This window comes from Bacillus sp. GW821-FHT01G09 (genome assembly GCF_059422205.1).
This window is the reverse complement of record NZ_JBWKWL010000002.1, coordinates 778,146-792,562: the sequence shown is the minus strand read 5'-3', so window position 1 is coordinate 792,562 and position 14,417 is coordinate 778,146. Positions and strand designations below refer to the sequence as shown.

12 protein-coding genes are annotated in these 14,417 nt (G+C 42.8%); all 12 read right to left on the bottom strand.

The features are described 5' to 3' along the window. Positions 1-17 precede the first annotated feature (17 nt). Positions 18-2,135 carry a polyribonucleotide nucleotidyltransferase gene (pnp, locus tag AC07VD_RS09535; RefSeq protein WP_003231897.1) on the bottom strand — a complete coding sequence of 706 codons (2,118 nt, stop codon included), beginning with the start codon at positions 2,133-2,135 and terminating at the stop codon, positions 18-20. 172 nt (positions 2,136-2,307) lie between these two features. Then, entirely contained in the window at positions 2,308-2,577 is a 270-nt protein-coding gene (gene rpsO / locus AC07VD_RS09530; protein ID WP_003220957.1) for a 30S ribosomal protein S15, read from the bottom strand. 156 nt (positions 2,578-2,733) lie between these two features. Beyond that, positions 2,734-3,684 carry a bifunctional riboflavin kinase/FAD synthetase gene (ribF, locus tag AC07VD_RS09525; protein ID WP_014476827.1) on the bottom strand — a complete coding sequence of 317 codons (951 nt, stop codon included), beginning with the start codon at positions 3,682-3,684 and terminating at the stop codon, positions 2,734-2,736. Positions 3,685-3,702: 18 nt separating this feature from the next. Further along, entirely contained in the window at positions 3,703-4,632 is a 930-nt protein-coding gene (truB, locus tag AC07VD_RS09520; protein ID WP_024571392.1) for a tRNA pseudouridine(55) synthase TruB, read from the bottom strand. A gap of 82 nt (positions 4,633-4,714) precedes the next feature. Then, the gene (rbfA, locus tag AC07VD_RS09515; RefSeq protein ID WP_009967251.1) at positions 4,715-5,068 is read right to left on the bottom strand and encodes a 30S ribosome-binding factor RbfA; all 354 of its coding nucleotides are present in this window, start codon (positions 5,066-5,068) and stop codon (positions 4,715-4,717) included. A 16-nt stretch (positions 5,069-5,084) separates the two neighbouring features. After that, positions 5,085-5,363, bottom strand: a complete 279-nt coding sequence (locus tag AC07VD_RS09510) for a DUF503 domain-containing protein (RefSeq protein WP_003231905.1) — start codon at positions 5,361-5,363, stop codon at positions 5,085-5,087. Continuing rightward, a complete protein-coding gene (gene infB / locus AC07VD_RS09505) occupies positions 5,360-7,513 on the bottom strand; it encodes a translation initiation factor IF-2 (protein WP_124059857.1) in 2,154 nt (717 codons plus the stop codon). Before infB ends, AC07VD_RS09510 begins: the two co-directional genes overlap by 4 nt. 19 nt (positions 7,514-7,532) lie before the next feature. After that, positions 7,533-7,835, bottom strand: coding sequence for a YlxQ family RNA-binding protein (locus AC07VD_RS09500; protein WP_003220946.1), 303 nt, complete (start codon positions 7,833-7,835; stop codon positions 7,533-7,535). 1 nt (position 7,836) lies between these two features. Beyond that, positions 7,837-8,112, bottom strand: coding sequence for an RNase P modulator RnpM (gene rnpM, locus AC07VD_RS09495; protein WP_494721710.1), 276 nt, complete (start codon positions 8,110-8,112; stop codon positions 7,837-7,839). Positions 8,113-8,125: 13 nt separating this feature from the next. Beyond that, positions 8,126-9,241, bottom strand: coding sequence for a transcription termination factor NusA (gene nusA, locus AC07VD_RS09490; RefSeq protein ID WP_003231912.1), 1,116 nt, complete (start codon positions 9,239-9,241; stop codon positions 8,126-8,128). A 34-nt stretch (positions 9,242-9,275) separates the two neighbouring features. After that, positions 9,276-9,746 (bottom strand): ribosome maturation factor RimP, encoded by a 471-nt coding sequence (gene rimP, locus AC07VD_RS09485; protein WP_003231915.1) that lies wholly within the window; start codon positions 9,744-9,746, stop codon positions 9,276-9,278. 332 nt (positions 9,747-10,078) lie between these two features. After that, positions 10,079-14,392 (bottom strand): PolC-type DNA polymerase III, encoded by a 4,314-nt coding sequence (locus AC07VD_RS09480; protein ID WP_124059856.1) that lies wholly within the window; start codon positions 14,390-14,392, stop codon positions 10,079-10,081. Positions 14,393-14,417 lie beyond the last annotated feature (25 nt).

The window sequence follows — 14,417 nt, the reverse complement described above, 5'->3', positions numbered from 1 at the left end:
TCCTTTTATGTTTTCATTTAAGATTGTTGTTCTTCTTTTTCTTTCTCTTCACGGAGCACCGCTTTGCGGGATAAATTCACTCGTCCTTGTTTATCAATTTCAGTGACTTTGACAAGAATCTCGTCTCCGATTTTCACAACATCTTCAACTTTCCCTACGCGTTCAAGCGCAAGCTCTGAAATGTGCACCAAACCGTCTTTTCCGCTGAAAATTTCAACGAAAGCCCCGAATTTTTCAATCCGTTTCACTTTACCTAGGTAAAGTTGGCCGACTTCAACCTCTCTAACAAGGTCTTCGATGATTTTTTTCGCTTTTTGGTTGCCGCTTTCATCTGTAGAGGAAATAAAGATTGTGCCGTCCTGCTCAATATCAATTTTAACACCGGTTTCTTCGATGATCTTATTGATTTGTTTCCCGCTTGGTCCGATGACATCGCGGATTTTATCAGGATTAATGGTCATTGTTAAGATCTTAGGCGCATATCGAGAAAGCTCTTTTCTTGATTCGCTTAATGTTGCAAGCATGCTGTTGAGGATTTCCATTCTGCCCTTTTTCGCCTGCTGAAGCGCTTCTTCAAGAATCTCTCTGGAAAGGCCTTCAATTTTAATGTCCATTTGCAGGGCCGTTACGCCTTTTTCAGTTCCCGCTACTTTAAAGTCCATATCTCCGAGCGCGTCTTCCATGCCTTGGATGTCAGTCAAGACAGTGTAATGTTCGCCTGATTTGACAAGACCCATCGCAATACCAGCAACTGGCGCTTTAATCGGTACACCGGCATCCATCATTGCAAGTGTGCTTGCGCAAATGCTTGCTTGAGATGTAGAACCGTTTGATTCAAGCACTTCTGAAACAAGACGGACAGTATAAGGGAAGTCTTTTTCAGACGGAATAACTGGCTCAAGCGCACGCTCACCCAGTGCTCCGTGTCCGATTTCACGACGTCCCGGTCCGCGCATCGGTCCTGTTTCCCCAACGCTGAATTGCGGGAAGTTGTAATGATGCATAAACCGTTTCGACTCTTCGACACCTAAGCCGTCAAGGATTTGCACATCTCCCAGAGCACCTAGCGTACATACGCTGAGGGCCTGAGTTTGTCCCCTTGTAAAGAGACCTGAACCGTGCGTTCTTGGCAAGAGGCCAACCTCTGAAGAGAGCGGGCGGATTTGATCGACACCGCGGCCGTCCGGTCTTACTTTCTCTTCAGTAATCAGGCGGCGAACTTCATTTTTCACCAGCTTGGATAAAATCTGCTTCACTTGCTTGATTGTGTCTTCATCATGTTCTTCATCCTCGAATTTTGCCACAACTGCGTTCTTCACTTCGTTAATGGCATCTTCACGGGCATGCTTTTCATGAACTTGGATGGCTTTCAGCAGATCCTCTTCTGCCAAAGCTTTTACTTTTTCATTAAGCTCTTCATCAATTTCAAAGAGCTTAATTTCAGATTTCTCTTTGCCGACTGCTGCAACAATTTCTTCTTGGAATGCAATCAGGCGTTTAATTTCTTCATGGCCGAACATAATGGCTTCAAGCATGATTTCCTCAGGAACTTCGTCCGCTCCCGCTTCTACCATGTTAATCGCATCTTTCGTGCCGGCAACGACAAGATTGATGTCGCTTTTTTCAAGCTGATCGACTGTCGGGTTAATGATAAATTGATCATCAATGCGTCCGACAGTAACCCCTGCAATCGGTCCTTCAAACGGAATATCCGATACAGAAAGTGCAAGAGATGAACCGAACATGGCAGCCATTTCTGAAGAGCAGTTTTGGTCAACACTCATGACAATGCTGATGACTTGAACTTCATTACGGAATCCATCGGCAAACAAAGGACGGATCGGACGGTCAATTAAACGGCTGGCAAGAACTGCTTTTTCACTTGGACGTCCTTCTCTTTTAATAAATCCGCCCGGAATTTTCCCTACCGCATATAATCTTTCTTCATAGTTTACAGTAAGAGGGAAGAAATCAAGCGGTTTAGGTTCTTTTGAAGCGGTTGCTGTACTAAGTACTGCTGTATCACCGTAGCGGATCATCACAGCACCATTTGCCTGTTTGGCAAGCTGGCCGGTTTCAACAGTAAGCGTTCTTCCGGCCCAATCTATGGTAAAGACATGTTTTTCTTGTCCCATACAATTACGAACTCCTCTCTTCGTTGTGTGAAATAATCAATTACTCCTATTATGAACGAAATGAATTGAACATATCAATGTCAAAGTAGTATGTAAAAGGATTTCAATGATTTGTTATAAGAAATTTCGCTTTAATACGATAAAAAAGCGGGAATCCTCCCGCTTTTTACGATTATCGACGTAAGCCTAGTTTGTTAATTAACTCACGGTAACGAGTTACGTCTTTATTACGCAGATACGTAAGAAGATTACGACGCTTACCTACCATTTTAAGAAGACCGCGACGTGAGTGGTGGTCTTTCTTGTGAGTACGTAAATGCTCGTTCAAGTTGTTAATTGAGTCAGTTAGGATAGCGATCTGAACTTCTGGAGATCCAGTATCAGATTCGTGTGTTTTGAACTCATTGATGAGTTGGTTTTTACGCTCTTGAGTAATTGCCATCCTGTTTCACCTCCAAATCATATTTAGCCCCAGTTACCTAGCAACCGTCGGTGACTTCGGATTGCCAAGCAATGGTTTTAAGACTACGAAAACTATCATACTAAAAATCGCGCCTATATGCAAATATTTTAGAATAAAATTTGTGTGCGTTGCAAGTTATTTCCGCAAATTGCTGAAATAACGGATGGCTTCCTGCTTATCTTTCTCAATTTGCTCAGTTAATTCTTTGATGCCATTGAATTTCCGCTCGCTCCGAATCCGTTTATACCATTCGATTTTTATAGCGGCTCCATATACCTCCTGATCGAAATCAAACAGATTGACCTCGATGGAAGGCTGCTCAGGGCGCTTTTCATAAAACGTCGGCTTATAGCCAATATTGCAAACGCCATTGTAAACTTCGCCGTTCACTTCCGCTTTTACGGCATATACACCTGTGGGCGGAACGATATAGCTGTTATTTAAACCGACATTTGCTGTCGGAAACCCGATGGTCCGCCCTCTTTTATCACCATGAATGACAATTCCTTTAATAAAATAAGGCTGTCCAAGCAAGACATTCGCCAATTCAACATCTCCGTTTTGAAGCGCGGTACGGATATACGAAGAACTGATTTTTTTATCCTGCTCCGTCAATTTTTCTACCATTGTGCACCCAGCTTTTCCGTCTAAATCATCCGGCATGGTCTCCATTGTTCCCTTGCCGTATTTGCCGTACGTAAAGTCAAAGCCTGCCACTGCGTGCTGCACATTAAGACCGATAATATACTGGTCTATAAACTGCTTAGGAGAAAGAGAAGCAAACACTTCATTAAATTTAACGACATACAAAACTTCTGTGCCTAATTGTTCAATTTGGTTTATTTTGTCTTCAAGAGGCGTAATCAGATCCTTTGGTTCCTTATCTCTGCCCAACACGTGAGAAGGGTGGGGATGAAAGGTCATCACAGCTAATGTCAGACCTTTTTCTTCGGCTATTTGCTTCGCTGTGCCGATTACCTTTTGATGCCCGAGATGAACGCCGTCAAAATAACCTAACGCCATCACTGATTTTGCCTGCTCCTCTTTTATTAAATGATGAGGATGTGTAATATGTATCGTCTTCACAGAACGGTCACCTTTTTTCTATTGTTCGCTTTTTTGCATCAATACTTTTGCCGGCTTTAACAGCCCTTTTTTTGCAGGATGAGGGAAATAGATCGCCAAACAGGTTCCGGATTCAGTAAAGACGGCAATACGGTCTTCACTTGTCATTTCAGAAAACTGCTCGGGCGTCTCAAGCAAAGCCCCATTTTCTACTTTCTTAGCTAATGTATCACTTATGATCCATTTCGGCAAATGATTGAGCGCACGTTCAATAGGAACTGTATGCTCTTCCACGGTTCCGGATTGGGCCTGTGCTTCGAGCTCATCAAAAGTAAAGCATTCGTCGAGAGAAAAATCTCCGGATGCCGTACGGATTAAATGAGACATATGAGCCGGATATCCGAGCTTTTCACCGATCATGACCGCCAGCGTCCTTACATAGGTCCCTTTGGAGCAAGTCACTGTAAACCGGAAGCTTGCGGTTTCTCCATGATGTTTAATCTCTGTCGTCAGGGCAATGTCTTCAATGGTTATCATACGTTTCGGACGTTCTACTTCAATCCCTGCTCTTGCGTATTCGTATAATTTTTTGCCGTTTACTTTTACAGCGGAATACATGGGCGGAATTTGTTCTTGTTTCCCCTTTAAACTGTTTAAAACCTTTTCTACATTCGCTTTATCAATGTCGTGATTGACAGGCTTTGTTTCCACCGTTTCTCCGGTTTGATCCTCTGTTGTGGTTGAAAAGCCAAGCGTTATTTCTGCATCATACGTTTTAGATTTTTCAGTTAAGTATTCGACTATTTTTGTCGCTCTTCCTACACAAATCGGAAGCACGCCTGACACTTCCGGATCGAGCGTTCCTGTATGTCCTACTTTTTTTGTTTTTAACAACTTTCGGATCTTCATGACACAGTCGTGCGATGTCATGCCAACAGGTTTATGTAAAAGGAGAACTCCGTTAACCATTTGCCTTTCACTCCTTCTTTTTTAACTTTTTTCTTTTAAACGAAGAAAGAGGACAGACGATATACGCCTATCCTCTCATTTTTTATTCAGATGGTTTCTCTGAATGTAATTCGTGAATCAGTGTTTCGATCCGATTCCCGTAATCGATTGATTCATCGAACTCAAATTCAATTTCAGGCGTTTTTCGAAGTCTGATGCGGCTGCCGATTTCGGATCGGATAAATCCTTTCGCTTTTGCCAGTCCTTTCAGCGCTTCTTCCCGTTTTTTCTCGTCACCGAGAACCGAGATATACACCTTTGCAATTTGCAAATCACCTGATACACGTACATCCGTTACTGTCAGAAAACCAATTCTCGGGTCTTTCAGCTTGCGGCTGATAATATCACCGAGTTCTTTTTTCATCTGCTCGCCGACACGGTTTGCTCTCATACTCAATTCAATCACCTCTAAGTTAAAACCACTCTGTCCTAGTGATCGTCCGTTCAATTTCAGGAAAAGAATCGATAAACGCTAGGACGCGCTGCAGTTCTTTTTCTGTTTGAACGCGAGAGGAAGAAACAGCGGCGATTCCGAAGCTGGTTCTTTGCCAGGTGTCCTGATAGCCAATCTCCGAAATCGAAACATTGAACTTGTTTTGAACCCTGGTTAAAACCCGCTTAAGAACGGCACGCTTTTCTTTTAGCGATCCTGCATCATAAATGATGCATTCACACTCCGCAAATCCGATCACGTTCTTTCAATTTCTTGCATGACAAACGCTTCAAGGATGTCACCTTCACGAATGTCATTGTATTTCTTAATTGTAATACCACATTCATAGCCTTGTGAAACTTCTTTCACATCGTCTTTAAAGCGTTTCAGAACATCTACTTCGCCTTCAAAGATGACGACGCCGTCACGAATTAAACGGAGGCCGCTGTCGCGCGTAATGGTTCCTTCAGTAACATATCCGCCGGCAATTGTACCGATTTTAGATACTTTGAATGTTTGGCGTACTTCTACTTGACCAATTACTTTTTCTTCATATTCAGGATCAAGCATACCTTTCATGGCAGCTTCAATCTCGTCGATTACTTTGTAAATGATACGGTGAAGTCGAATATCTACATTTTCAGCTTCAGCCGTACTCTTAGCATTTCCGTCCGGTCTCACATTAAACCCGATAACAATTGCATTGGAAGCAGATGCCAAGATAATGTCTGATTCAGTAATCGCACCAACGCCTGTATGGATGATTTTCACTTTAACGCCTTCTACTTCAATTTTTTGAAGTGCAGCCGTTAAAGCTTCAGCAGATCCTTGAACGTCAGCTTTTACGATGAGGTTGATGTCTTTTACATCACCTTGCTTAATTTGCTCGAATAAGTCATCAAGACTGAGCTTCGCTTTATCGCTGCGCTGCTCTTCAAGCTGTTTCGAAGCACGGGCTTCACCGACAGAACGAGCTGTTTTTTCATCCTTAAAGACAAGGAATTGGTCTCCCGCTTGAGGGACATCATTCAAACCGGTAATTTCAACCGGAGTTGACGGGCCGGCAGTTTTCACACGGCGGCCAATGTCGTTGACCATTGCACGGACACGGCCAAATGTATTGCCGACTACGATCGGATCACCGACATGCAGTGTTCCAGTCTGTACGAGCAACGTCGCAACTGACCCTCTGCCTTTATCGAGTTCAGCTTCAATAACCGTTCCTTTTGCCTGACGGTTCGGATTCGCTTTCAGTTCCTCTACCTCACTGACAAGCAAAATCATTTCAACGAGCTCATCAATGCCTTTTCCAGTTAAAGCAGAAAGCGGCACAAAAATGGTTTCTCCGCCCCAAGCTTCAGGGACAAGTCCGTATTCCGTCAGTTCTTGCATCACACGGTCAGGGTTTGCGGATTCTTTATCTATTTTATTCACAGCTACGATGATTGGAACCTCTGCTGCTTTTGCATGGTTAATCGCTTCAACTGTTTGCGGCATGACACCGTCATCGGCAGCTACGACAAGAATCGTAATATCAGTTACTTCTGCACCGCGTGCACGCATTGTTGTAAATGCGGCGTGGCCCGGTGTATCCAAGAACGTGATTTTCTTGCCGTTCTCTTCAATTTGATAAGCGCCGATATGCTGAGTGATTCCGCCTGCTTCTCCTTCAACAACCTTTGTTTTACGGATGCTGTCAAGAAGCGTTGTTTTCCCATGGTCAACGTGGCCCATGATTGTCACGACAGGAGGACGAATTTCAAGATCCTCTTCATTATCAGGCTCTTCGTATTTTTCCAGCTCTGTTTCTTCAAGCACAATGACCTCTTCTGTTTCAACACCATATTCTGATGCAATGAGTTCGATTGTGTCTTTATCAAGCTCTTGGTTAATGGTTGCCATTACGCCAAGAAGCATCAGCTTTTTAATGAGTTCTGAAGGCTCTTTGCCAAGCTCTTCAGCAAGTGCGCCAACTGTTAAAGTGCCAGAGAATGTAATTTTCTCAGGAAGCTCTTTTTTCGGCTTTACAGGCTTTTGCTGATGTTGGTTTTTATTGTTGTTGTTGTTGTTGCGTTTATTTTTTTTGTTGTTGTTATTCTTCTTGTTTTTGTTAAATTGATTATTCTGCACGTCATTCTTCTTTCCGTCTCGAATTTTATTTGGTTGATTTCCAGCTGATTGCTGATTAACCCCTTGTGGCTGTTTGTTTTTGTTCGTTTCTGCTGGCTTTTGAGATTTAGCAGCTGCGCCGCCTTTTTTATATTTGGCATCAAGCTTTTTAATGGCCTTTTCTTCAAGCATGGCCATGTGATTATTCACTTCTAAATCCATGTTCTTCAGTGCGGTCAAAATTTCCTTACTTGAAACATTTAACGCTTTTGCATATTCGTATACTCTCATTTTAGCCATTCGTTCACCCCCAAAAATATTAATCGAGCAAGCTGATCAGCTTATTCGCAAAACCTTGGTCAGTGACGGCGACAACGACACGGGCTTCTTTACCGATAGAGCGTCCAAGAACCGCGCGACTCTCGACTTTTTTATAAGGGACTTTATAATAATTGCACTTGTCAGTTACTTTTTTTGCTGTGTTAGATGATGCATCCTCTGTAAGCAGGACAAGCTTTGCACGCGCATTCCTGATTTCTTTTATTACCAAGTCTTCGCCTGACACGACCTTACGAGCTCGATTGGCCAGACCCAGCAAGGGAAACCATTCCATTCCAGACATTTTATTTTTTCACCTTTTCCGCCAGTTCCAGCAATTCATCGAAAATCTGGTAATCGATTTGTGATTGAAATTGATTTTGCAAAGTGTTTTTCTTTTTTGCTGCTAAGATGCACTCTTTATCCAGCGTTAAATAAGCACCCCGCCCATTCTTTTTTCCGGTCGGGTCTACTGAGATTTCGCCTTCTTTCGACCGTACAACTCGGATCAGTTCCTTTTTAGGCTTCATTTCACCAGTCACTACACATTTGCGTAATGGGATCTTTTTGTGTTTATTCACCTAAAGTCACCTCTTATTCATCCGATTCAGCAGTTTCAGGCTCCGTAAAGAGCGGCTCATCATCTTCTTCAAGTTCTCTCGGATAGATTCCAAGTTCTCTTGCGTCCGTTTCGCTCTTAATATCAATCTTCCAGCCTGTCAGTTTAGCAGCTAAGCGTGCGTTTTGTCCTCTTTTGCCAATTGCCAGAGACAGCTGGTAATCAGGAACAATAACAGTTGTCGCTTTTTCTTCTTCATTAACAATGACATCAAGCACTTTGGAAGGGCTGAGCGCATTCGCGACAAATTCTACAGGATCACTGGACCAGTTGACAATGTCAATTTTTTCACCTTTTAATTCATTGACGATTGCTTGCACACGCTGGCCTTTAGGCCCTACGCATGAACCGACAGGATCCACGTCAGGATCATCTGTGCGAACAGAAATTTTTGAACGGTCGCCGGCTTCTCTGGCAACAGATTTTAGCTCGACAGTTCCATCATAAATTTCAGGCACTTCAATTTCAAACAAACGCTTTAACAGGCCTGGATGTGTTCTTGACACATAAATCTGCGGGCCCTTCGTTGTTTTTTCTACTTTTGTGATATATACCTTAATGCGGTCATGGGGCTTGTAGCTTTCATTCGGCATTTGCTCATTAACCGGCAGCAAGGCTTCTATTTTGCCTAAAGACACGTAGATAAATTTATTGTCCAGACGCTGAACGATCCCTGTCATGATGTCTTCTTCACGGTCGATAAATTCAGAATAAATCACACCGCGCTCAGCTTCGCGCACACGCTGTGTGACGACCTGCTTCGCTGTTTGAGCAGCTATGCGCCCGAAATCCTTAGGTGTAACTTCGATTTCGACGACATCGCCGACCATATATTCCGGATGGATGCCCTGCGCCTCTTCAATTGAGATCTCTAATCTCTGGTCGTATACTTCGTCAACGACATCTTTTCTTGCAAATACACGGATGGAGCCAGTTTCACGGTTTAGATCCACCCGTACATTTTGCGCTTGATTAAAATTCCGCTTATAAGCAGAAATTAACGCAGCTTCGATTGCTTCGATGATAATTTCTTTACTGATGCCTTTTTCTTTTTCAAGAATCGTGAGAGCATCTAATAATTCACTGCTCATTTAACGGTCTCCCCCCTTAAAACATTTGTATTCATTAGAATGTAACAGCTAATCTTGCATTAGCTATCTTTTCATACGGAATATTGATCCGTTTCTTTCTTGTTTTGATCGTGATCTCAACTGTCACTGTTTGTCCATCAAATTCAGCCAGTTCACCTTCAAACACTTTTACGCCGTCAATAGGCTCATACGTCTTAATGTATACGTTTTTTCCTAGTGATTTTTCGAAATCGGCTTTTTTCTTTAGCGGACGCTCAGCTCCTGGAGATGAGACTTCAAGAAAGTAATTTTGGCTGATTGGGTCTGCCTCATCAAGCTTTTCGCTTAAAGCTTCGCTTACTTTGGCACATTCCTCAATATCCACACCGTCATCGGAATCAATAAACACGCGAAGGAACCAGCTTTGGCCCTCTTTGACAAATTCAATGTCAACGAGTTCCAGCTGAAGGCTGTCTACGATTGGCTGAGCCATTTCTTGAACGGTGTCAGTCACTTTTTTGCTCATGTTCTTCTTCCTCCTTGTGCTGTCGATCTCATATTCGTCTCGTCACTCTGCATAAAAACCCTGCTTTTAAAGAGCAGGGGCTAAAAAGTAAACGATGAACATGTCGAGACAAAATTCTCCTGTTCAATACAAAAGAGCGGGTTTCCCCACTCTTTGCCTCGGTAATCGTTAGCATTTCCAATAAAACTATACCATAACCATATTTTTATTGCAAATGGATATACGCTTACCTTCATACCTAAGCAAGTGACAGAAACTCTAATATTACGATGGCACTTTTTGCGCTTATGTATGCATAGAAGCAGAATTTCTGAGAAATTCTGCTTTCCATATTAGAACAGTGACAATTGGTTTTGATCAGGCAGTGATTCCAGACAGCCATGGCGATCTAAGTACTCTAAAATCGTTTTTGATACTTTCCCTCTCTTTTGCAAATCTTCTTTTGAGAGGAATTCGCCTTCTTCGCGAGCTTTTACAATGTTCAAAGCAGCGTTCGTCCCTAATCCTGGAATAGAGTTAAACGGCGGAATAAGACTGTTGCCGTCAATAATAAACTCTGTAGCGCTGGAGCGATATAAATCGACTTTTTGGAATGAATAGCCTCTCTCACACATCTCAAGCGCTAATTCTAAAACAGTCAGAAGGTTCTTTTCCTTCGGTGAAGCATCAAGTCCTTTAGCGTTTATATCCTCCATTACCGCTCTGATTGCTGTAGAGCCCTTGATCATTGTATCGATATCAAAGTCATCTGCACGAACGGTAAAATAAGCCGCATAATACAAAAGAGCATGATGCACTTTAAAGTAAGCAATGCGGACTGCCATTAAGACATATGCCGCGGCGTGGGCTTTCGGGAACATGTATTTAATCTTTTTACAGGAATCAATATACCAGTCTGGGACATTGTTATTTTTCATTTCTTCTTCCCATTCAGGCGTTAATCCTTTTCCTTTACGCACGAATTCCATGATTTTAAAGGCAAGGGACGGTTCAAGGCCTTGATAGATTAAATAAACCATAATGTCATCACGGCAGCCGATAACCTCACTCAGCTCACAAATATTATTGTGGATGAGCTCCTGTGCATTGCCAAGCCATACATCAGTTCCGTGAGACAAGCCTGAAATCTGAACGAGCTCAGAAAAAGTGGTCGGCTTTGTATCTTCAAGCATCTGCCGGACAAATCGGGTTCCGAATTCAGGAATTCCAAGAGTGCCCGTTTTACAGCCAATCTGTTCTTCAGTCACACCGAGTGATTCGGTTCCCTGGAAGATCTTCATCACTTCAGGATCATCCGTCGGAATTGTTTTCGGATCTATTCCGCTTAAGTCTTGAAGCATCCGAATAACAGTCGGGTCATCGTGTCCGAGAATATCAAGTTTTAACAGGTTGTCATGGATGGAGTGGAAATCAAAATGAGTCGTTTTCCACTCTGAACCTGTGGCATCTGCCGGGAACTGGATCGGTGAAAAATCATAAATATCCATATAATCCGGAACTACGATAATACCGCCAGGGTGTTGTCCAGTTGTACGTTTTACACCTGTGCATCCCTGTACGAGCCGATCTATTTCGGCACCGCGCATATGAAGATTGTTGTCTCCGGCATAGCCTTTTACATAACCGTAGGCTGTTTTTTCTGCCACTGTGCCTATTGTTCCCGCACGATATACATTGTCTTCCCCGAACAATACTTTTGTGTAATTGTGTGCTTGCGGCTGATATTCCCCTGAGAAGTTCAAATCGATATCAGGTACTTTGTCCCCTTTAAATCCTAAGAACGTTTCAAATGGAATATCATGGCCGTCTTTTTTCAAAGGCGTTCCGCAATGAGGACATGTCTTGTCAGGCAGGTCAAAACCAGAACCGACAGAACCGTCATTAAAGAACTCAGAATGCTGACACTCAGGACAAACATAGTGCGGCGGCAGCGGGTTTACCTCAGTAATCTCAGTAAGTGTCGCAACTAATGAAGATCCTACGGAACCACGGGAACCAACGAGATACCCGTCATCTAGTGAACGTTTTACAAGTTTGTGAGAGATCAAGTAAATAACAGCAAATCCGTGGCCAATAATACTCTTTAACTCTTTTTCAATCCGCGCTTCGACAATTTCAGGCAGCTCTTCCCCGTAAATGCTTCTTGCACGCTGATAGCTCATTTCTCTGATCTCTTCATCAGCGCCTTCGATTTTCGGCGTATATAAATCATCTTTAATCGGCTTGATGTCATCAACTAAAGAAGCAACCTTTTGGGTATTGGTGACTACGATCTCCTTCGCTTTTTCTTCACCTAAGAAAGAAAAAGCTTCAAGCATTTCGTCTGTCGTTCTGAAATGCACTTTCGGCAGTTCATGCCTATTCAGCGGATTTGCCCCGCCTTGTGAGGATATTAAAATCTTTCTGTAGATTTTATCCTCATCATTCAAGTAATGAACATTTCCCGTAGCAACAACCGGTTTATTAAGCTTTTCCCCCAGCTTCGTGATATTCGCAATAATTTCTTTCAGCGCTTTTTCATCACGGACCAGTTCAAGCTCCAGCAAGTGACGATACACTTCAGGCGGCTGAACCTCAAGGTAATCATAGAATGACGCGATATCTTCCACCTCTTCAGGCGATTTTTGCATCATTCCCTCAAAAACCTCTCCCCTGTCACAGGCAGAACCGATCAGCAACCCTTCCCTGTATTTCTCAAGCTGAGATCTCGGAATACGCGGCACTCTGTAAAAATAATGAATATGAGAAAGTGACACAAGCTTAAATAAATTTTTAAGTCCCGTGCTGTTCACGGCAAGTAATGTTGCATGATACGGTCTTGATCTTTGATAAGCATTGGACTGACCCATATTTTCATTCAACTCATCATGGTACTGAATGCCTTTTTCAGCTGCGTCTTTCAGCATTTTCAGAAGCAAATAAGCGGTTGCCTCAGTATCATAGATCGCACGGTGATGCTGTGTGAGTTCGATATCAAACTTTTTACAAAGTGTGTTCAACCGGTGGTTCTTAAATTCCGGATAGAGAAAACGTCCAAGTTCAAGCGTATCAATGACTGGGTTTTTAGCTTTTTCGACTTCAAGAAGCTTTTTATAGGCTACATTTAAGAATCCCATATCAAAGCTTGCATTATGAGCGACAAGAATATCATCGCCAATCCATTCTCTGAAATCTCTTATTACATCTACGACATCCGGAGCGTCTTGTAGCATATCATCTGTGATCCCTGTCAGCTCTATGATTGTGGCGGAAAGCGGACGATGCGGGTTCGCAAACGCCTCAAATTTATCAATAATTTCTCCGCCTTTTACTTTTACTGCAGCCAGCTCAATAATGGTATCGTATACAGCAGACAATCCTGTCGTCTCAACGTCAAAAACAACATATGTTTCTTCTTCGAGCAGACGATGTGCGGCATTATAAGCAATTGGCACGCCATCATCCACGAGATTCGCTTCCATCCCGTAAATCATTTTAATTCCATGCTTTTTGGCCGCAGAATACGCATCAGGGAAGGATTGAACGACAGCATGGTCGGTCAAAGCGATGGCCTCATGCCCCCATTTTTTCGCTTGTTCGACAAGCTTTCCGATACCCGTAACAGCATCCATTTGGCTCATTGGGGAATGAAGATGCAATTCCACTCTTTTTTCTCCTTCAGGTGCTGAATCTTCACGGGTTTTTGCTTTTATTTCGTTTACGTCATTTGCGATCATGACAAGGTCTCTGACAAATGTATCATTTTGAATGCTTCCGCGTGCTTTTACCCACATTCCTTTTTTCAGAGACTTCATCAGTGCCGCATCTTCTTTTTCACGTGCAAACATTTTGATCAAAATACTATTTGTATAGTCTGTAATTTTGAAGATACACAGCGTGCGCCCGCTCTTCAGCTCGCGCGTCTCCACATCAAACACATAACCTTGGACCGTAATTCTCCGTTCTTCGTCCATGATGCTGTCAAGTGTCCGGATTTCCTCGTTATCTTTAATTTGATAACCGATAACAAGAGGACCAGATGGTGCTTGGTCTTCATCACTTTCTTTATCTTTCTTCTCCATTTCAATCAAGGCCTGCATAGCACGCTCTTGGTCTTCCGCAAGCTTTTGCTCCCGAAACTTTTGAACTTCCTGCTCGGATACAAATATTTCAGCATCAAGCTGAAGATCCGGAAAGCCAAATTGACGGTAGCCTGCTTGTATCATGGAACTGTATTTGTTCTTTAAAGCAGCCGCTTCTGTATCGGTTTTGGTTTTGACAATCAGTTTATTGCCCTTCAGCTTCGGTTTTTGCTGGTTTAAAAGATTGATAATCGGCGGCGAAATGCCCTGCAGTTCTTCAATGCAGCGTGACCAGTAGTCTTGAATGATACTTTCACTGACCTCGGCATCCTGAACTTCAATTGAAGATGTTACTTTTGCTATGTGGGCGAACGATTGCGTCAGCCTCGTTGTTAATGTGTCATATATTTGAAAAGGCAGCAAAGATTTAAATTGAAAATGAAAATGCCAAGACTTAGAAGCTTTGTGAATTGTCAGCTTTTTAATCTCGCCATGTTCAAAGTATGTCATGAAGGTATCATCTGTCATATTAATCTGCTGCAGAAGAATTTGAAACTGCCTTCTGTTTACTGATAACTGTTCCATTAAGACAGTATCCCTCCCTAAAAAC

What these genes read in the sequence shown, in the direction of transcription:
- pnp (WP_003231897.1), bottom strand. Translation starts at nt 2,135, where the DNA reads ATGGGACAAGAAAAACATGTCTTTACCATAGATTGGGCCGGAAGAACG.
- rpsO (WP_003220957.1), bottom strand. Translation starts at nt 2,577, where the DNA reads ATGGCAATTACTCAAGAGCGTAAAAACCAACTCATCAATGAGTTCAAA.
- truB (WP_024571392.1), bottom strand. Translation starts at nt 4,632, where the DNA reads ATGGTTAACGGAGTTCTCCTTTTACATAAACCTGTTGGCATGACATCG.
- infB (WP_124059857.1), bottom strand. Translation starts at nt 7,513, where the DNA reads ATGGCTAAAATGAGAGTATACGAATATGCAAAAGCGTTAAATGTTTCA.
- AC07VD_RS09500 (WP_003220946.1), bottom strand. Translation starts at nt 7,835, where the DNA reads ATGTCTGGAATGGAATGGTTTCCCTTGCTGGGTCTGGCCAATCGAGCT.
- nusA (WP_003231912.1), bottom strand. Translation starts at nt 9,241, where the DNA reads ATGAGCAGTGAATTATTAGATGCTCTCACGATTCTTGAAAAAGAAAAA.
- rimP (WP_003231915.1), bottom strand. Translation starts at nt 9,746, where the DNA reads ATGAGCAAAAAAGTGACTGACACCGTTCAAGAAATGGCTCAGCCAATC.
- AC07VD_RS09480 (WP_124059856.1), bottom strand. Translation starts at nt 14,392, where the DNA reads ATGGAACAGTTATCAGTAAACAGAAGGCAGTTTCAAATTCTTCTGCAG.